Consider the following 17370-nt stretch of genomic DNA (forward strand, 5'->3'; position numbering starts at 1 on the left):
CGGGCCTGCGCTGACGCTCAGAGCGCGACGAACGTCAGGCCGCGCTTCTTCATCTTCGGGATGACGGTGTCGAGGGCCCTGAGGGTCTGGGAGCGGTCGCCGCCACCGTCGTGGCACAGCATGATGTTGCCGGCCTTGCCCTTCAAGAGCGTGCGGCGGATGTGGCCGACGCCCGGACGGGCCCAGTCGCGCGGGTCGACCGCCCAGTCGATCGGCAGCATCTCGTGCTCGGCCACCAGGTCCAGGACCGTCTTGGACCACGCGCCGCCGGGGGAGCGGAAGAACTGCGGGACGACGCCGGTCACGTCGGCGATCCGGTCGTGCGCCTCCACGATCTCCTTGCGGACCCGCTTCCTCGACAGCCGCGCGATGCTGATCGGGTGCGTCTCGGTGTGGTTGCAGATCTGGTGGCCCGCGTCGGCGATGCGGCGGGTGAGCTTGGGGAACTCCTTCACCTGCTCGCCGATGACGAAGAACGTCGCGTGGATCTGGTGCTCGGCCAGCAGGTCGAGCACGCGCGGCGTCCACAGGGGGCTCGGACCGTCGTCGATGGTGAGGGCGATCGACTCGGCGGGCGGCGGGGGAGACAGCTGCGTCAGCTCGCGGACGGGGGTCTCCAGCGCGGTGAGCTTCGCCGGAGTCCACGGCGCGGGCCGGGGGGTCGGCGTCGGGGTCGGTGTCGGCGTCGGGGTCGGATGGATGACCGGCCGCGCGCGGGGGGTCGGCGCGGCCCACCCGGGCGCCCCCGGCCCGTGCGGCGGACGCGCGCCGTCCGCGCCGAGCGCGGTGAGACCGGCGGCGGCCCCCATCAGCCAGAGTGCTTTGCGGCGGGATGTCCAACCTGAGTCCTCAACCTCCACAAGTCCCACGCTATCGGGGTTTTGGGCGGGTAGGAGGCCGCTATGGGATCACAATCGGCTCACCCGAGTGGTCCGATTTCGGGCGGGAGCGCTGCGTCGCAGGTCGGGCCACTGCGGGCGGCGCCGGCGGTCGCCGTCCTTCCCGCGGCGGCCGGCCCGGAAAGAGGGCCGTGACCTGTGCGCGGGTGAGGCGCGGACGGCGACGAACGTGACGGCGGAGGTGTTAACGTCATCAGTGCGAATCGGGGGTCGGACGTCCCTGCCCGGGAACGAGGCGGGACGGCCGAGCGAGCGCGGCCCGGCGCAGCCGGCGTGCGGTGACCGTTACCAGGCAGTGCGCCGCGGGGGCCGATCTGTTCTGGACGACGCCCACGCCGCTGACCCCGTCGCCGGGCCCGATCCGAGGAAGACCGCGCGGCCCCGCGGTGTTCACCGGTTCCGGGAAGGCCCCGCAGGCCCGCCCCACCGCATCCCGGTGGCGGCGGCCGGGGTTGTCCCACCATGCCCTCCACCACCGGCCCCCGGCGGCCCGCCCTCATGCTCGCGGTGCTGCTCGCCGGGCAGTTCATGGTCAATGTCGACACCGCGGTCGTGAACGTCGCGGGTCCGTCCGTCAGAGAGGATCTGCGGCCGTCCGGCGGCGCGCTCGAACTCGTCGTCTCCGGTTACACGCTCGCCTACGCCGTCCTGCTGGTGACCGGTGCGCGGCTCGGGCAGGCGCGCGGCCACCGGCGGATGTTCCTGCTCGGGCTCGGCGCGTTCACGGCGGCCTCGCTCGCGTGCGGGCTGGCCCCCTCCACCGGCGCCCGCCTCGACCTCGGCGGTGCGGCCCTGCTGTCGGCGGCGGCGCTGCTGGCCGTCGTCCCGCTGCTGTTCGGGCGCGAGGCGGGCTGGCCGCTGTGGACGTGGGCGTCGCTCGCGGCCTGCGTGCCCGTGGCCGCCCTGTTCGTCAGGCGCCAGCGGCGCGCCGCGTCCCCGCTGCTCGACCTGGGCGTGCTCGGGCGCCCGGTCGTGGCGTGGACGCTCGGCGCACTCGGCGCGGCCACCGGCACCTTCTACGCGATGATGTTCGTCCTCGCCCTCTACCTGCAGGACGGGCTGGGCCGCAGCGCGCTGTTCTCCGGCCTGGTGCTCCTGCCCTGGGTCGCCGCGTTCGGGATCGCCGGGCCGCTCGTGCCGCGCCTGCCCGCCCGCATGGCCGACCGCGCGCCCGTCGCCGGGTACCTGCTGCTCGCGTCGGTGTACGCCGCGGTGGGGCTGACCGCGCGGACGGGGCGGCCCTCGCCGCCCTGCTCGGCTTCGGCGGGCTCGGCCTCGGGTTCGGGTTCGCGCCGCAGCTCGGCCGGCTGACGGCGCACGTCCCGGACCGGCACGCGGCGGACCTCAGCGGGCTGGTCAACATGAACTTCCAGCTCGCGGGCGTCGCGGGCGTCGCCGTCTTCGGGACCCTGTACCTCGGCTTCCCCGGCGGCCACGGCCCGGCGTTCACCGCCGTGATGTACGCCTTCGGCGCGGCGGCGCTCGCCGCGGCCGCCGCCTCGTGCGCGGGGCACCGGGCGGCCCGGCGCGAGGATCAGGGAAGCAGCCCCGCGCGGCGGGCGGCGGTCACGGCCTCCAACCGGGTGTGACTGTCGAGCTTGCGCATCGCCGACCGCAGGTAGCTCTTCACCGTCTCCGGCAGCAGCCCGAGCCGCTCGGCGGTCTCGGCGTTCGTACAGCCGATCGCGACGTACGACAGGACGTCCAGCTCGCGGGGCGACAGGACGCGGACCGGCGGTCCGGCCGGCTTGTCCAGCCCGGCGGCCGCGAGGCGCAGCGACGCCTCCCGCAGCCGGTCGCGGGTCGGCAGGTCGCGGACCTGCTCGGCGAGGGCGCGCAGCTCGGCGTGCACGGCCCGGACCTCCTCCCACCGCGCCGCCGACGTGCCGGGCGGCGTCCGCGCCAGCGCCTCGTCCGCGCGGTCCTGGACGGCGAGGTCCTGTTCGAGGTCGCGGGCCGCCTGCACGGCCGCGCCCACGACGCGGTCGGCGAGCGAGAGCGGCTCCCGCAGCGCGCCGTACAGGACGCCGCGAACGCGCCGCCGCACGACGATCGGTACCGCGACGATCGACAGCAGCCCCTCGCGCCCGACGGGCTTGTCGTAGTCGTGGCTGATCGACGCCGAGCACGGGTAGTTGCTGACCCACACCGGGCGCCCCATGGCCATCGCCTTGCCGCCGAGCCCGTTGCCCTGGCGCACCACGAGGCCGGTCAGCGAGTCGGTCGTGTTGCCGACCAGCTCGGTGATCACCAGCCGGTCGCGGCCGCCGAGCGCGCCCCCGAACACCATGGGCAGGCCGGTCGTGCGCTGCAGCGTCAGCACCGCCGACCGGACGGCTCCCGCGTCATCGCCCATGCTCCGAGAATGCCCTGAGCGAGCCCCGCACCGAAAGTGGCGGGACCCGCGAACCTCTAGGCGCGCCGTGCGGCGTCCTCCAGGCCGAGGATGTCCACGGCCTCGGCGCGCATCTGCACCTTGCGGATCTTGCCCGTGACCGTCATCGGGAACTCCTCCACCACGTGCACGTAGCGGGGGATCTTGTAGTGGGCGAGCCTGCCCTCGCAGAACGCGCGCAGCTCCCCGGCGGTCAGGCCGGGCACGCCTTCGCGCAGCCGCACCCAGGCCATCAGCTCCTCGCCGTACTTCTCGTCCGGGACGCCGATGACCTGCGCGTCGACGATGTCGGGATGGGTGTAGAGGAACTCCTCGATCTCGCGCGGGTAGATGTTCTCCCCACCCCGGATCACCATGTCCTTGATCCGGCCGGTGATGCTGACGTAGCCCTCCCCGTCCATCACCGCGAGGTCGCCGGTGTGCATCCAGCGGGCCGCGTCGACGGCCTCGGCCGTCTTGTCCGGCTCGTCCCAGTAGCCGAGCATCACCGAGTAGCCGCGGGTGCAGAACTCGCCGGGCACGCCGCGCGGGACGGTCACGCCCGTCTCCGGGTCGACGACCTTGACCTCCAGGTGCGGCAGGACGGTCCCGACCGTGGACACGCGGCGCTCCAGCGAGTCGCCCGCGCGGGTCTGCGTGGACACCGGCGACGTCTCGGTCATGCCGTAGCAGATCGCGACCTCGCTCATCCCGAGGCGCTCGATGACCTGCCGCATCACCTCGACGGGGCAGGGCGACCCCGCCATGATCCCGGTGCGCAGGCTGGACAGGTCGAGCCCGGTGAGCGACGGCTCGTTGAGCACGGCGATGAACATCGTCGGCACCCCGTACAGCGACGTGCAGCGCTCGGCCGCGACCGCCTCCAGGGTGGCCTTCGGGTCGAACGCGGGCGCCGGGATCACGATGCACGCGCCGTGGCTGGTCGCCGCGAGGTTCCCCATGACCATGCCGAAGCAGTGGTAGAAGGTGTTCCTAGGTCACTTCAGGAGGCGTCCCCATGACGACTACCGAGCGTAATCTCATCCCCGTCGTGGACTACAGCCGCGCCAGCTTCGACAAGGCGAAGGACGAGCACACCGTCAGGGATCAGCAGAGCGTCAACGACCAGACCGCCGCGCGGCTTGGGTGCAAGATCGTGGCCCGCTTTGCCGACAACGACAAGTCGGCCGCGAAAGAGTCCGTCGTCCGCCACAACTTCGAAGCCATGTTGAAGGTGCTCCGGGCGGGAGCACTGGCGGATGGGACCCCCGTCATGGGTTGCATCGTCGTCGCCGACGACCGCTTGGTCCGGCGCGCAGGTGACTACGAGCGTTTCGTAGACGCGATCACCTACGACGAAGGACGCGTTTTCGCAGACAAGCGGGGATTCAAGGACCTTTACAGTGAAGACGTCGAGTCGATGGGGCTTATGGGCGCGGTCATCTCCCGCATGGAGGTGAAGAAGATGCGCCGGAGGGCAAGGCAATGGCACCGGACGCGTGCAGAACGGGGAACGGCTCCGGGTGCCCCCCGTCCGTTCGGCTGGTCCGATGACCGTATCTCGCTGAACCTCCGAGAAGCTGAATTGATCCGCAACGCGGTCGAAGCATTTATTGCCGGACAATCCATAAGCTCAATTGTCAGAGAATGGCAGAGTAAGGGCGTTCAGACGCCGCGCGGCAATGCGTGGAAGGTTGGCACCCTGCGAAGGGCATTGGAAAACCCGCGCTTGTGTGGGTGGAGGGCCATCAAAGGTGAGTTGGTCACCGACGCGGATGGTACGCCCGTTTCGGGAGAGTGGGAGCCGATCATTACCCCGGAGCAATGGCGGGCGATCTCAGCGATAGTCAGGGAGCGCACGGGCCACAACGTGAGCCGGGACGGTGCCGTACGGGAGCCGCTCGCCCGTGACCACCGCGAACACCGCTACCTCCTGACCGGCTTCCTTCGATGTGGGCGCATCAAGGAAGACGGCACAATGTGCGGGATGAAATTGCGTGCCGGAAAAGTCACCACCAGTTCGGGGCACCGTTATGTCTGCCCAGCGCCAGGGGTGGGGGGCTGTGGACGACTCGGACGTCGAGGCGACATGGTAGACAGCTTCATTTCTGAAGCCGTAATTGCCAAACTCGAAGAGCGGGCGGGCGAATTCAAGCGGGCGCAGGGGGCGTGGCTGGGTCAAGCCGAACTCGACGACCGCGAAGAGCAGATGCGCGAATTGCGCGAAAGGTTCCGGCAAAGGAGAATCTCCAACAGCCTCTACTTCGACATGGTAGAGGAGTTGGAGAAAGACATCTCGCGGTTGCGTGTCGAGCGTGATCGGTACTCATTGGCCGTCGAACGTTCGGCAATCGACCTAACCGATATCCGGCGGCGGTGGTACTCCGAAACCGACGATGACCGGTTGGACCTTTCTCGGAAGCGCGCTTATGTACGGAAGTGCTTCGTGGCAATCATCGTTCACCCCGCCGGAAGTGGGACGAAGTTCAATCCCGACCTCCTTGAGCCAGTGTGGCGTGAAGACTGATCAGCGCTGCTGAACGGCACGGCCCCAGACTCTCGGAAGTCTGGGGCCGTGTTGTGATCTGCGACACTTTTATGCTCCGCGTGGCCGGGGCTCACGGTAACTCCCGGACACTCACGGACGTTCACGGTAACTCCCGGACATTCCCGGACGGGCCGCAGGCTCGACAGGCCCGGGTTTGTGGAGGTTTGAGTGTCGCCCTGTTGTGGCAATCTTGATCACGGAGTCGCGTGAGCGTCTTCGTGGCAGGCGAGTGGCACGCCGGGTCGGCACCGGCACCGAGACCCCGCGAGGGGACCTCATAACCAACAGGTAGCCGTACAACACGACAACACAGGTACGCACGGGCAGTTGCCCGCCGGGGTGGGCTCTCGGCACCGGAGATAGGCGCCAGGCGGAAGGCGTTCCGCTGAACAAGCCTCACACACAGATCGCCCTTACCAACTTCTCTCAGATACGCCACTCGCCAACAAGCATCGGACCATCGGGTTTGCGTCAGCATGCCCACCGTTCGGGTGCCCAGGTCGCGGAGCAAGCCGCGCACTCCTTCCACCGAGAGAAGGAGTGACCAGGGTTGGAACCCAGTCCGGAAGCCATCGCATGGGGCAAGCGCCAAGCCGAGCGCTCCCCGCGCTGGACAGACGCCACATGGCGTCAGGTCGGGACGATCTTCGGGATTGAGCTGTCCCCCGAGGGCGTCCCCGCCGAGCAGGACCAGGCCGCCACCGGCCAGGACGACCAGTCCATGCCGGAAGCGGCATGAGCGCCCCGCAGATGCCCGACCTACCGCCCGAGCTGCTCGCCGCCGTCCAGCGAGCGGCGATGCCCGACTTCGACCGCTGGCACCAGATGATCAAAGCTGCCGGAGGGTGCGAACAGCCCGTACGCCTACGCGGTGAGCGGATCACGCTGGACGGTGAGACCGGCGAGTTGATCGAGTCGTACTCGACCGCCGACGAGCCGACCGGGTTCCTGATCACCGCGTGCGGCAACCGTCGGGCGTCTCGGTGCGCCGCGTGCGCCGAGGTGTACCGGGACGACACCTATCACCTGATCATCTCTGGACTGACCGGAGGCAAGGGTGTGCCCGAGGAGGTCAGCGAGCACCCGCGCGTGTTCCTCACCCTCACCGCCCCGTCGTTCGGTGCTGTGCACGCCCACCGGGAGAAGGGCGGGAAGCCGCAGCCGTGCCGACCCCGCCGGGATGATCCTGTGTGTGCGCACGGTCGTCCGGAGGGGTGCCGAGCGCGGCACCAGGCCGACGACCCGCAGGCAGGGCAGCCGATCTGCGTCGACTGCTACGACTACGCCGGGTCGGTGCTGTGGAACGCCCACGCCCCCGAGCTGTGGCGGCGCTTCACCCTCACCGTCCCGAGGCTGATCACGGCCGAACTAGGCATCACCCACAAGGCCCTACGCGAACAGGCCCGCGTGTCCTACGCCCGCGTGATCGAGTACCAGCGGCGCGGCCTGATCCACTTCCACGCCGTGGTGCGCCTGGACGGACCGGACGGCCCCGACCAGCCCCCGCCCCCATGGGCCACCACCGAACTCCTGGAGCGCACGCTACGTACCGCCGCCGGACAGGTCGAGGTACCGGCCCCGCATCCGGACGGGACCAGCCCGCCACTCAGCTTGCGATGGGGGCGTCAGCTCGACACCCAGGCCATTCAGGTGGCGGCAGAGCTGGACGGCATCGCCGACAAGCACGTAGCCCGCTACATCGCCAAGTACGCCACCAAGGGGGCCGAGGACTCCGGCACCGTAGACCGCCCCATCCGCTTCGCCAGCCAGATCAGTTCGTTGCAGGTTCCGGTGCACGCCCGCCGCATGATCTGGACGTGCTTCACTCTGGCCGACCTGCCCGAGTACCACGACCTACGGCTGCGCCACTGGGCCCACATGCTGGGCTACGGAGGGCACTTCTCCTCCAAGTCCCGCCGCTACTCGGTCACCCTCACCGAGCTACGCCAGGCCCGAGCTGACCACGCCACCCAGGCAGCCCGCCAGGCCGAAGGCCGACCCGAGCCCGACCCGGACCGAACCACGGTGACCACAGGGCAATGGAAGTACCTCGGAAGCGGCCTCATGCACGGTGAACACTTCTGGGCCGAGCAAGCCCGCAACCGCATCCAGCAGGCGAGAGCCATCCGCCGAGGGATCACCGAGCGTGACAAGGAGCGGAAGGCGAGCTAGCCCGGATCACCCGGCGTCGAGGAGTTTCATTACAGGGTCAAGGCGGCCCTACGGGCCGCACACACGGGGCCGGGCGCAGGTGCCGCAGGCCGGTTCCGTACTTGCGCGGGGACCCCGCGCGGGGCCTCGCGACGGGCCATTGCGGGCAGGCAGGTGCTGCCCGTCCGCCGGTCAAGGCTACGAGGCCCCGCCCCCGCGCAAGTCCGGAACCGTCCAGCTTCAATCTGCGGCGTGTCCGATGCTCAAGGGCTGATCTCGTCCAGGGTGGGCGCGGGGCCGAGTGCGGGGTTGGGCCCGCCCACCGCAGGGCGGGACCGTGGACGGCCGCCGCGCCTTGCGCGTGCGGCCTTGGGGGCCGTTCGCGGCGCGGCCCCGACCACCGCCCCGCCCACCGTGGACGGCCCGCCCGTACCGCACCGCCCAAGCTGAGGCAGGCCCCGCGCAAAGGCTCACCGCATGAGGTGCCGGGCAGCGGCTTCCAGGCCGGGCGACGCTTGAGACGGAATTGCCGCAACGGCGCCGGCTGACTCCCTCCGGTCGCCCCTCCGGGGTGGCCTACGGCCATCGACCGGCCCCAACCATGTCAGCGCACAGGGAAGCCGCGGCCCTCAGGGCGTCACGGGTCTACACATGGAACAGCCCCGCTCCGGACAGTTCCGGAACGGGGCCACCACACGCGGATCATGCGATGTCGAGGTCACCGCGCTTGATACGGCCGATGAGTCGCTGAAGGTCATCAGGGCCCACCATCAGGTGACCTTCGCCAGGAGCCTTGCTATCCCTGACTCCGATCCTGTCGCCAAGGCTGGCAAGCTCGACGCACTGTGCCTCCGTGCCACCGGTAGACCTGCTGCTCTTTCTCCAGATGGCTTCCCTCACGTGTACCTCTCCATCGCTTGCTTTAGCAGTTCTCTAGATGAATCCACGGACTCAGCCTTCGATCCGATGCGATCGAATCGCTCCATGAACCACCGAACCTCATCGCCGTCGGTGACGAGCCGACCGGCCCGAGGCGCCTCCACGAAGGCGTCCGAATCTCCGTCAGGCCCACTCAGGACCATGAACGGCCCGTCCAGCCCGGGGTAGGCCCCTGCCGACCTGCGCACTATACGCAGCCAAACCGTGGGCAGGTCCGCAAGCTCCACAAGTCGCGCAAGCTGCTCCCTCATGACCTGCGGACCTCCAACCGGCCAGTCGAGCACATTCTCGGAGACCGTCACCCAGAGCTGCGGCGGGGTTGACCTGGTAAGTATGCCCTGTCTGGCCATGCGATGTTCTACCGCTTTCTGGGCGTCCAGAGCCTGCCCCACCCCCAGCAGCGCCCTTGCATACGCCTCAGTCTGGAGCAGACCGGGGACGATCTCGTTCCCGAAGATCCGTATGACTGCCGCCGTCTGCTCTTGGTCTGTGTAGGTCTTGAACCAGTCGGGGTCAGAGGCGCGACGGGCGTAGTAGACCATCAGCCCGAGCAGGCCACCCGTCTTCCATGCCTTGTCGATCTCGTCCGCTTGCCGCTCAGTGAGCTTCTGCTCTCCCGTCTCGATTCTGGAAGTGGTGGATTCGGCCACGCCCATCATGTCCGCCATCAGTCGGAGCGTCTCACCTCTCTCGGTGCGAAGAAACCGCAGGTAGAAGGCGATGAGGTTCCACATCGACCCCTTCGGGTCCGGACTCGGCTTGCGCGGCAACGAGGACTCCCTTCCCTTCTCTTCCACTTCCATCACTTCCATGGAAGTGGTCTCACCCGTGGACAGGCTAGAGCGCGAATAGCAACCTAGCCAGTAGTTCCGGTGAAGAGCGGAGGGTGCGAAGCGGGAGAGAGCCGGACGAGGATCAGAAGTCGGGCAGAGGTGGTTACCGCTGTGCGGCGAAGCAGGAGAAGCCGAGGGAAGCTGACTTATGGGTACGAACAGGCCCCAACAGGAAAACCGCGCTGTCGCAGTCCCACACGTTGATCACACGGATCCACTTCCCAGTCAGCCAGAGCCTCAGGGACGGTGGGCCGCTCCGTACGTCGCCAACTCCGGGAATTGGGCTGTGATCACGCGGCACCCTCTGACGTACTCGGCAGTCAGTTCTGGCTTGAAGAGCCAGCTTGTGGCGGAATCCCTCACCGAGCTTCGGAAGGCGATACAGGAAGAAGACGCCCGTTGGCTGGGGTACGTCGGCCAGCAAATGTCACACAGAAATACGGCGGGCGGATCGAGCTGATATGTACATCGACTTGAGCGGGATGCTGAACCAAGTCCTTTGGCTGTCGATCAGCCTTTATCTGTCGGGCGTACTCAGCGGCGGCGTAATCTTCTGGCTTCTTTGCCGCCCGCTGTACCGGCGAGGCCGCCACCAGAGGCGCGCCACCACCTCCCGAGGATCCGTGCAGCCGCCGCCCCGCCCTTCCCCGCCTCCACTTGCGATGCGCCCACCCAGACAGGGCACAGCAACGTCCTCGCGGTCCTGGGGGCCGCAGACGAGGCGACCCTAAACCCCTCCGGGCGTGCGGCGGGAGGCCCGTCGAGCGGGGGAGCGCTCCGGGTCACACCAGGGCCCCGCACGCCCGGGGGTTCCACACCCCTGCACCTCAGGATGAAGAAGGAAGGTGGTCTATCCGAGCCAAGACGACAGAGACGTGAGCAGTGGGGGCCCCGGGTGGACAACCCCTGGCCTGGGGTCCCTCCCCCCAAAGGTTGGAGAAGTCGCATGACAGTCACCGTCCAGACCCCGACCCGGAACCCGCGAGAGCTGGCAGGCCCCGACCTGTTCAACCGGCTCGTCCAGCGCGTCCGGAGCGACTACGTCCACGTCGCTACCTTCTACGCCGAGCTGGTGGTAGAGCAGATGCTCTGCTTCCTGGGGACGACCGCCGAGTACGACCCGGCCAACCCGCCCGAGGGCATCGTGATGGACGAGGAGGGATTCACCCACCTCACGCCGTCGAAGGAGATCGACGACGCCATGCATGCCTTCCTGGACATGACGGCGGACTACCGGGAATTCTGCAAGAAGCTGACCGGAGACCGCTTCATCGACCACGTCCCGGTCACCAACGCATCCATCACCAGCGGCCGGTCGGTCGCCATCACCGTCCGGGCGATGCGCCACTTCGGATGGCCGGTGGACGACCGATTCTGGGAGACGGGCACAAGCTGTTGCTCGGACATCTGCCAAGGCCGCCTCACCCACACGTAGGGACACATGACGCGAAGCGACTGGAATGACCTTCCCGCCACCGTGCGAGAGGTCATCGCCAACCAGACCGGACCAATCCGCCAGGTGGAGACAGCGCCCTCCGGTAACCACGCCGACATTGCCTCAACGGTGATCGGCGAGGACGAGACGGTATTCGTCAAGGCGGCGCGCAAGCACCCGGACAAGGACGGCCCGGAGGTCACCTCGCTTCGCTGGGAGGCGAAGGTCAACCCCTTCGTTCGCAAGTTCGCCCCTCGGCTTCAGTGGAACGCCGAGGCCGAGGGGTGGCTTGTGTTGGGCTTCGAACATGTCCCCGGGCGACGTCCGGACTACTCTCCCGGCTCGCCCGACTTGGACCTGGTCGCCGAAGCTGTCGAACTCCTCCAAACGACACCGCCACCTGCCGTCGTGGACCGCCCCGTCACGACGCGGTGGGCGGGCATCGGTGGAGACGTGTCACCAATGGCAGGGACAGCACTGCTCCATACCGACATCAACGCCAACAACGTCATCATCACCCCCGGCGAGACGGTGTACCTCGTTGACTGGGCCTTCGTCAGCCACGGGGCCGCCTGGGTCGAGATGGGACAGATGATCCCGTGGCTGTTGTCGGCGGGGCACACGCCCAGTTCGGCCGAAGGGTGGTTGAGCCAGTTCGCGGCATGGAGGGAGGCCGACCCCGCCTCCATCGACCAGTACGCCCGGCTGCACGAGGCCGTATGGACACACCGCCATGAGAAGTTCCCCGCCGCATGGATGAGGCCCTACCTCGAAGACGTGCGGACCTGGGCCCGGTATCGAGGAGTACTCGAATGAACCAGCAGAACGCGCCAGCCACGCACCCCCCGCAAACCGTCCAGGTACATCCGGCGGAGATCCTCACCACCCCCGGAGGCGAGCAAGTCCCCATCGACTGCGGGATGGTCGATCTAGTTCAAGCGCTCTGGGAGTTGAGCATGGGGACTCTCCAGTGTTGTGAAGACGTCGGCGCGAGCATCTACGGCGGGGGGTGGTTGTATCCAAGGCCGCGCCGGGTCCGGTACGCCGCCTTCTGGGACGGCTTCGCCTGGCTGAAGATGCCCGTCGAAGACGCGGAGCGTCTCATGGCGCTGACGGCCGACATCGCGGCGGGACATGGGTGGGAGTGCAGTTCACCTATCCAGAGGCGGGGACGGCTGCCAATCGCCAACTTGTACCTTCCCGCCCGACAGGTTGAACAGGTGCTCGCCGTGCTCGGACGGGTGTAGGGGAGACGTGTGCCGCAGGCCAGGGCCGGTTAGACATTGAAGTGACCTGGATGTACGTTCTAGTGGTAGAAGGGCACCGGCACGCAGACGCGGTCCTCCTCGTCGTAGCCGCACAGCTCGCCGACGAAGTAGCCGTTGTTCAGGATGTTGTGGTGCGAGAGCGTCGCGCCCTTGGGGAACCCCGTCGTCCCGGACGTGTACTGGATGTTGATCGGGTCGTCGGCGGTGAGCATCCGGCCGATCTCGGCGAGGACGCCCGGCTCGCCCGTCCGGCCCGCCTCCAGCAGCGCGTCCCAGCCGGGCGTGCCGATGAGCACGACGTCGCGCAGGGCGGCGCACTTCGGCCGCACCTGCTCGATCATCGCCGCGTAGTCGGACGTCCTGAACACCGGCACCGCGACCAGCGTCCGGATCCCGGCCTGGTTGAGGACGAACTCCAGCTCGTGCACCCGGTAGGCGGGGTTGATGTTGACGAGGACCGCGCCGAGCTTGGCCGTCGCGTACTGGACGAGCATCCACTCGGCGCAGTTCGGCGCCCAGACGCCCACCCGGTCGCCCTTGACGACGCCGAGGTCGCGCAGGCCCAGCGCGACGGCCTCCACGTCGTCGGAGAACTGCTCGTAGGTCCAGCGGCGGCCGGACTCCCGCTCGACGAGTGCGTCGCGCTCCGCGTGCGCGGCGACCGTCCGGTCGAGGTTCGCGCCGATCGTGTCGCCGAGCAGCGGCGCGGCCGAGACGCCCGACGCGTAGGAGAGGCCGCTCATCGCAGGTCCTCCTCCCGGAACTCGCCCGCGGGCCGGTCGTCCCGCCCCGGATGCTTGTCGATCTCGCTGGCCCGCAGCTCGACCCGGCGGATCTTCCCGGAGATCGTCTTCGGCAGCTCGGCGAACTCCAGCAGCCGGACCCGCTTGTAGGGCGACAGCTGCTCCCGGCAGTGCGCGAAGATCGCCCTCGCGGTCTCGGCGTCCGGCGCCCAGCCGCCCGCGAGCGTGACGTAGGCCTTCGGGACGGCGAGCCGCACCGGGTCGGGCGAGGGCACGACCGCGGCCTCCGCCACCGCCTCGTGCTCGATCAGCACGCTCTCCAGCTCGAAGGGCGAGATCTTGTAGTCGGACGCCTTGAACACGTCGTCCGCGCGGCCGACGTAGGTGATGTACCCGTCCTCGTCGCGGGAGCCGATGTCGCCGGTGTGGTAGCGGCCGCCGGCCATCGCCTCCTCGGTGCGCTCCTCGTCGCCGTGGTAGCCGGTCATCAGCCCGAGCGGGCGGTCCTCCAGGTCCAGGCAGATCTCGCCCTCCTCGCCGGGCTCCCCGGTCAGCGGGTCGATCAGCACCACCTCGTAGCCGGGCACGGGACGTCCCATCGAGCCGGGCTTGACCGGCTGGCCGGGCGTGTTGGCGATCTGGACGGTCGTCTCGGTCTGCCCGAAGCCGTCCCGGATCGTGCGGTCCCACGCCCGCTTCACCCGCTCGATGACCTCGGGGTTCAGCGGCTCGCCGGCCGCGACGACCTCGCGCGGCGGGGTGGCGAGCCGTCCGAGGTCGGACTGGATCAGCATCCGCCACACGGTCGGCGGCGCGCAGAAGCTCGTCACGCCGCAGCGTTCGAGGGTGTCGAGGAGCCGGTCGGGGTCGAACCGGGTGTAGTTGAAGATGAACACGCACGCCTCGGCGTCCCACGGCGCGAAGATGTTGCTCCACGCGTGCTTCGCCCACCCCGGCGACGAGATGTTCAGGTGGACGTCCCCGGGCCGCAGCCCGATCCAGTACATCGTCGACAGGTGCCCCGCCGGGTAGGACGCGTGCGTGTGCTCGACCAGCTTCGGCTTGGCGGTCGTCCCGGACGTGAAGTACAGCAGCAGCGTGTCCCGCGACATCGTCAGGCCGTAGGGGGTGAAGGACTCGCCCTCCTCGTAGGCGTCGGCGTACCGCAGCCAGCCCTCCACGGGCTCGCCCACGGCGATCCGCGTGTACTCGCCCTCGACGCCGTCGAACTTCCCGGCCTCGGACGAGGTGGTCACCACGTGCCGGGCCCGGCCGCGCGTGAGCCGGTCCTGGAGGTCGGCGGCGCCGAGCAGCGGCGTGCACGGGATCATGATCGCGCCGAGCTTCATCGCCGCGAGCACGGTCTCCCACAGCTCCACCTGGTTGCCGAGCATCAGGATGACGCGGTCGCCGCGCCGCACCTCCGCCCGGCGCAGCATGTTCGCGACCTGGTTCGACCGCCGCGCCATCTGGGAGAACGAGTACTTCGCCTCGGCGCCGTCCTCCTCGACGATCCACAGCGCGGGCGAGTCGTTCCCATCGGCGATCTTGTCGAACCAGTCCAGCGCCCAGTTGAAACCGGTCAGCACCGGCCAGCGGAACTTCTCGTACGCCGTCGCGTAGTCGTCGCGATGCGCGAGCAGGAAGTCGCGCGCCGCGCGGAACTCGACTGCGGGCATGGTCTTCTCCCTCGTGGCCGCACGGGCACCCGGTCAGAAGGATGCTTCGCCATCCGGGTGGCCCACGCCACCCCCGAACGGGGGTGGTGGGGTGGTCTTACCCTCCCGTGACGAAGGTTGAGCGCAGCAACAGCGCCATGTGGTCGCCGATTTGGCCGGGGGGCCAGCCGCGGTCGTCGAGCAGCGTCCCGCTCACCTCGTTGGCGATCAGCGCGAGGAGCATGTCGGTGGCGGTGTCGACCGTCCAGCCCGGGGCGAGCACGCCCTCCTCGTCCAGCCGCCGGATCAGCGCGCGGTTCGTCTCGTACCGCCACCGCATGGCGGCCTCCCAGTGCCGGGCCGCGTCCGGGTCGCTGCCGGCCTCCCGCTCCACCGCCCGCGCCACGGCGAGGACGCGCGGCATGAACTCGGCGTGCCGGCGCGCGAACATCTCCAGTGCGGTCACCGCGTCGGCCGCCTCGCCGACGGGCGCGAACCGCCCCCGCAGGTCCTCGACCTCGTTGACGTGCTCGAACAGCTCGCTGATCAGGTCGGCCCGCGACGCGAAGTGCAGGTAGACGGCCCGCCGCGACACCCCGGCGCGCTCGGCGACGGCCGCCATCGTCGTCGCCGCCATCCCGTGCTCCTCGACGAGCTCCCGCGCGGCCCGCAGCAGCGCCGTGCGGGAACGCCGGCTCCGCGCGTTGCGCGGCTCCTCGATCGCCCTCGTCATGGCGTCCATGCTCCCAGCCGGGCGCCCGCGCCGCCGGGGTGACGGGAGTCACGCCCGGGAGCCTGTCACAGCCCGCCACACCACCTCGTCAACCTGACGTAGCCCTCCAACGCAAGGAGATCGCCATGGACGCCCGTTTCAACTACTACGGCACCGCTTCCGGCGGGAAGTTCATGAAGCACCTGCTGTCCGCGGCCAAGGTCGTCTCGGGCTCGACGGTGCCGTCCAAGACGCTGCACCTGATGGAGCTGCGCGCCAGCCAGATCAACGGCTGCGGGTTCTGCGTCGACATGCACAGCAAGGACCTCGCCCACGAGGGCGAGACCTCGGTGCGCCTCAACCTGGTCGCCGCCTGGCGGGAGGCGACCGTGTTCACCGACGCCGAGCGCGCCGCCCTGGAGCTGGCCGAGGAGGGCACCCGCCTCGCCGACGGCGCCGGCGTCTCCGACGAGGTCTGGGAGACCGCCGCCAAGCACTACGACGAGGAGGAGCTCGCCGCGCTGGTGTCGCTCATCGCCCTCATCAACACCTGGAACCGGATGAACGTCATCACCCGGCAGCCCGCCGGCTCCTACCAGCCCGGCCAGTTCGGCTGACCGGCCCGGAAGGCGGACGCGCCGCCCTTCACCCGGGGGGAAGGGCGGCGCGCCCGGCCCGCCGTCAGGCGGTGCTGTAGGCGGCGAGTCCCTCGGCCGTGCCGACACGGCGGAGGCCGGCGTTCTCCAGGACGCGGACCGACGCCGGGTTGGACGGCTCCACGGTCGCGACGGCCCTGTCCACGCCGGGCGCGGTCAGGGCGAACGCCACGATGGCGCGGGCGGCCTCGGTGGCGTACCCGCGGCCCCGGCGGGACGGGACGACGCCGTAACCGAACTCCACGGCCCCGTCGACGGGCGGCCAGAACAGGCCGACGGCGCCGACCACCAGGCCGGTGGAGCGTTCGATGATCAGGCGCTGGCCGTGCTCGCCGAGCGCGGACGGGTTCTCGGCGACGAAGCCGGCGATGGCGCGGTCGCCTTCGGCGGGGAAGTCGCCGGCCCAGTGGGCGAGCCGGTCGCCGGACCGGACGGCGGCGATCTCGCCGGACGTCCACGGCCGCAGGACGAGACGGTCCGTGGTCAGATCCGCGCTCGGCGGCTCCGCGCCGGGGAGTCCGGAGTCGGGCGGGCCCGAGGTGGTCAGGTCGGAAGAAGACAAGTCTGGCTCCTGGTCGTGCTGGACGACCGGGCCGCGCTCAGTCGCGGGCGGCCCGGACAAGGGCATGCTGACGAAGCGCCGTGCGGGCCATATTCATCAACCTCCCCTGTCGCAGGAACGCCGCAGAGCCTACTACGGCGGGCATGCCTGCTCTGACGGGCTTGCGGCGACCGCGCCGGTGACGGTGTCCGCGGCGGTCAGGGGACCCGGAAGCCGCGGAAGGTCACCTTCCTCCGGGTCTCGAAGCCCAGCCGTTCGTAGAGGGCGATCGCCCGGGTGTTCGCCGCGGCCACGTGCAGGAAGGGGCGCTCGTTCCGGGAGGTGACGCGCGTCGCGAGCGCCCGTACAAGGCGGGCGGCGTGGCCGCGCCCGCGCGCCTCGGGGGTGGTGCAGACGGTGCTGATCTCCGTCCATCCCGGGGGCCGGAGCCGTTCGCCCGCCATCGCCGCCAGCGCCCCGTTCTCGCGGATGCCGGTGTAGGCGCCGAGTTCGCGGGTGCGCGGCCAGAACGGACCGGGCCGGGTCCGTGCGACGAGGTCGAGCATCTCGGGCACGCTGTCCTTCCCCAGTTCGACGACGCGGGCGTCGGCCG

At 69.6% G+C, this 17370-nt stretch carries 17 protein-coding genes and 2 pseudogenes; 9 read left to right on the forward strand and 10 right to left on the reverse strand.

Annotation, left to right across the window (positions count from 1 at the left end; genetic code table 11):
* Positions 1-17: 17 nt before the first annotated feature.
* The gene (locus ACQEU6_RS30880) at positions 18-860 is read right to left on the reverse strand and encodes a polysaccharide deacetylase family protein (RefSeq protein ID WP_499336555.1); all 843 of its coding nucleotides are present in this window, start codon (positions 858-860) and stop codon (positions 18-20) included.
* A 501-nt stretch (positions 861-1361) separates the two neighbouring features.
* Between ACQEU6_RS30880 and ACQEU6_RS30885 the strand changes: the two genes are divergently transcribed.
* Both ACQEU6_RS30885 and ACQEU6_RS30890 read left to right on the forward strand, forming a co-directional pair.
* The gene (locus tag ACQEU6_RS30885; protein ID WP_499336556.1) at positions 1362-2210 is read left to right on the forward strand and encodes an MFS transporter; all 849 of its coding nucleotides are present in this window, start codon (positions 1362-1364) and stop codon (positions 2208-2210) included.
* Positions 2211-2260: 50 nt separating this feature from the next.
* Positions 2261-2488: a hypothetical protein gene (locus tag ACQEU6_RS30890; RefSeq protein WP_499336557.1), complete on the forward strand. Its 228-nt coding sequence runs from the start codon at positions 2261-2263 to the stop codon at positions 2486-2488.
* On the opposite strand, the gene ACQEU6_RS30895 is transcribed toward ACQEU6_RS30890, so the two are convergent.
* Both ACQEU6_RS30895 and ACQEU6_RS30900 read right to left on the reverse strand, forming a co-directional pair.
* Complete coding sequence (locus ACQEU6_RS30895; RefSeq protein WP_499336558.1) at positions 2434-3255, reverse strand: helix-turn-helix transcriptional regulator; 822 nt, start codon at positions 3253-3255, stop codon at positions 2434-2436. The two genes, ACQEU6_RS30890 and ACQEU6_RS30895, sit on opposite strands and share 55 nt — an antisense overlap.
* Positions 3256-3311: 56 nt before the next feature.
* Positions 3312-4259 (reverse strand): annotated as a pseudogene (locus tag ACQEU6_RS30900) (AMP-binding protein); the annotation flags it as partial.
* Between the two features lie 32 nt (positions 4260-4291).
* Here ACQEU6_RS30900 and ACQEU6_RS30905 point away from each other — a divergent pair.
* The 3 genes from ACQEU6_RS30905 (at position 4292) to ACQEU6_RS30915 (ending at position 7993) form a co-directional block, all read left to right on the forward strand.
* Positions 4292-5800, forward strand: a complete 1509-nt coding sequence (locus ACQEU6_RS30905) for a recombinase family protein (RefSeq protein WP_499336559.1) — start codon at positions 4292-4294, stop codon at positions 5798-5800.
* A 571-nt stretch (positions 5801-6371) separates the two neighbouring features.
* Entirely contained in the window at positions 6372-6560 is a 189-nt protein-coding gene (locus ACQEU6_RS30910) for a hypothetical protein (protein WP_499336560.1), read from the forward strand.
* Positions 6557-7993: a replication initiator gene (locus tag ACQEU6_RS30915; RefSeq protein ID WP_499336561.1), complete on the forward strand. Its 1437-nt coding sequence runs from the start codon at positions 6557-6559 to the stop codon at positions 7991-7993. The genes ACQEU6_RS30910 and ACQEU6_RS30915 overlap by 4 nt, the downstream gene beginning before the upstream one ends.
* Positions 7994-8674: 681 nt before the next feature.
* Here ACQEU6_RS30915 and ACQEU6_RS30920 read toward each other — a convergent pair.
* Both ACQEU6_RS30920 and ACQEU6_RS30925 read right to left on the reverse strand, forming a co-directional pair.
* Positions 8675-8872, reverse strand: a complete 198-nt coding sequence (locus ACQEU6_RS30920) for a DUF397 domain-containing protein (RefSeq protein WP_499336562.1) — start codon at positions 8870-8872, stop codon at positions 8675-8677.
* Positions 8869-9714, reverse strand: coding sequence for a helix-turn-helix domain-containing protein (locus tag ACQEU6_RS30925; RefSeq protein ID WP_499336563.1), 846 nt, complete (start codon positions 9712-9714; stop codon positions 8869-8871). Before ACQEU6_RS30925 ends, ACQEU6_RS30920 begins: the two co-directional genes overlap by 4 nt.
* A gap of 976 nt (positions 9715-10690) precedes the next feature.
* Here ACQEU6_RS30925 and ACQEU6_RS30930 point away from each other — a divergent pair.
* From ACQEU6_RS30930 to ACQEU6_RS30940, 3 genes are read left to right on the forward strand one after another with little or no spacing between them, the layout of a single operon-like run.
* Complete coding sequence (locus tag ACQEU6_RS30930) at positions 10691-11179, forward strand: glycine-rich domain-containing protein (protein WP_499336564.1); 489 nt, start codon at positions 10691-10693, stop codon at positions 11177-11179.
* 6 nt (positions 11180-11185) lie between these two features.
* The gene (locus tag ACQEU6_RS30935; protein ID WP_499336565.1) at positions 11186-11995 is read left to right on the forward strand and encodes a hypothetical protein; all 810 of its coding nucleotides are present in this window, start codon (positions 11186-11188) and stop codon (positions 11993-11995) included.
* Positions 11992-12426: a hypothetical protein gene (locus ACQEU6_RS30940; RefSeq protein ID WP_499336566.1), complete on the forward strand. Its 435-nt coding sequence runs from the start codon at positions 11992-11994 to the stop codon at positions 12424-12426. The genes ACQEU6_RS30935 and ACQEU6_RS30940 overlap by 4 nt, the downstream gene beginning before the upstream one ends.
* 62 nt (positions 12427-12488) lie before the next feature.
* Here ACQEU6_RS30940 and ACQEU6_RS30945 read toward each other — a convergent pair.
* The 3 genes and pseudogenes from ACQEU6_RS30945 to ACQEU6_RS30955 form a co-directional block, all read right to left on the reverse strand.
* Positions 12489-13190, reverse strand: a pseudogene (locus tag ACQEU6_RS30945) (AMP-binding protein); the annotation flags it as partial.
* Positions 13187-14869 carry an AMP-binding protein gene (locus tag ACQEU6_RS30950; RefSeq protein WP_499336567.1) on the reverse strand — a complete coding sequence of 561 codons (1683 nt, stop codon included), beginning with the start codon at positions 14867-14869 and terminating at the stop codon, positions 13187-13189. The gene ACQEU6_RS30950 and the pseudogene ACQEU6_RS30945, both read right to left, overlap by 4 nt.
* Before the next feature lie 97 nt (positions 14870-14966).
* Positions 14967-15581: a TetR/AcrR family transcriptional regulator gene (locus tag ACQEU6_RS30955; protein WP_499336568.1), complete on the reverse strand. Its 615-nt coding sequence runs from the start codon at positions 15579-15581 to the stop codon at positions 14967-14969.
* Between the two features lie 125 nt (positions 15582-15706).
* On the opposite strand from ACQEU6_RS30955, the gene ACQEU6_RS30960 reads away from it, so the two are divergent.
* The gene (locus ACQEU6_RS30960) at positions 15707-16177 is read left to right on the forward strand and encodes a carboxymuconolactone decarboxylase family protein (protein WP_499336569.1); all 471 of its coding nucleotides are present in this window, start codon (positions 15707-15709) and stop codon (positions 16175-16177) included.
* A 64-nt stretch (positions 16178-16241) separates the two neighbouring features.
* Here the strand turns inward: ACQEU6_RS30960 and ACQEU6_RS30965 are convergent, their stop codons facing one another.
* Both ACQEU6_RS30965 and ACQEU6_RS30970 read right to left on the reverse strand, forming a co-directional pair.
* On the reverse strand, positions 16242-16778 hold the full coding sequence (locus ACQEU6_RS30965; RefSeq protein WP_499336570.1) for a GNAT family N-acetyltransferase: 537 nt from the start codon (positions 16776-16778) through the stop codon (positions 16242-16244).
* Positions 16779-16975: 197 nt separating this feature from the next.
* Positions 16976-17323: a GNAT family N-acetyltransferase gene (locus ACQEU6_RS30970; protein ID WP_499340389.1), complete on the reverse strand. Its 348-nt coding sequence runs from the start codon at positions 17321-17323 to the stop codon at positions 16976-16978.
* Between the last annotated feature and the right edge of the window lie 47 nt (positions 17324-17370).

Origin of the sequence: Spirillospora sp. CA-108201, assembly GCF_050936235.1 — a bacterium.
Taxonomy (GTDB): domain Bacteria; phylum Actinomycetota; class Actinomycetes; order Streptosporangiales; family Streptosporangiaceae; genus Spirillospora.

Excerpts from the sequence above, each read along its gene's own strand:
- ACQEU6_RS30885 (WP_499336556.1), top strand. The coding sequence starts at position 1,362 with ATGCCCTCCACCACCGGCCCCCGGCGGCCCGCCCTCATGCTCGCGGTG.
- ACQEU6_RS30890 (WP_499336557.1), top strand. The coding sequence starts at position 2,261 with ATGAACTTCCAGCTCGCGGGCGTCGCGGGCGTCGCCGTCTTCGGGACC.
- ACQEU6_RS30895 (WP_499336558.1), bottom strand. The coding sequence starts at position 3,255 with ATGGGCGATGACGCGGGAGCCGTCCGGTCGGCGGTGCTGACGCTGCAG.
- ACQEU6_RS30905 (WP_499336559.1), top strand. The coding sequence starts at position 4,292 with ATGACGACTACCGAGCGTAATCTCATCCCCGTCGTGGACTACAGCCGC.
- ACQEU6_RS30915 (WP_499336561.1), top strand. The coding sequence starts at position 6,557 with ATGAGCGCCCCGCAGATGCCCGACCTACCGCCCGAGCTGCTCGCCGCC.
- ACQEU6_RS30925 (WP_499336563.1), bottom strand. The coding sequence starts at position 9,714 with ATGGAAGTGGAAGAGAAGGGAAGGGAGTCCTCGTTGCCGCGCAAGCCG.
- ACQEU6_RS30930 (WP_499336564.1), top strand. The coding sequence starts at position 10,691 with ATGACAGTCACCGTCCAGACCCCGACCCGGAACCCGCGAGAGCTGGCA.
- ACQEU6_RS30935 (WP_499336565.1), top strand. The coding sequence starts at position 11,186 with ATGACGCGAAGCGACTGGAATGACCTTCCCGCCACCGTGCGAGAGGTC.
- ACQEU6_RS30940 (WP_499336566.1), top strand. The coding sequence starts at position 11,992 with ATGAACCAGCAGAACGCGCCAGCCACGCACCCCCCGCAAACCGTCCAG.
- ACQEU6_RS30950 (WP_499336567.1), bottom strand. The coding sequence starts at position 14,869 with ATGCCCGCAGTCGAGTTCCGCGCGGCGCGCGACTTCCTGCTCGCGCAT.
- ACQEU6_RS30955 (WP_499336568.1), bottom strand. The coding sequence starts at position 15,581 with ATGACGAGGGCGATCGAGGAGCCGCGCAACGCGCGGAGCCGGCGTTCC.
- ACQEU6_RS30960 (WP_499336569.1), top strand. The coding sequence starts at position 15,707 with ATGGACGCCCGTTTCAACTACTACGGCACCGCTTCCGGCGGGAAGTTC.
- ACQEU6_RS30970 (WP_499340389.1), bottom strand. The coding sequence starts at position 17,323 with ATGCTCGACCTCGTCGCACGGACCCGGCCCGGTCCGTTCTGGCCGCGC.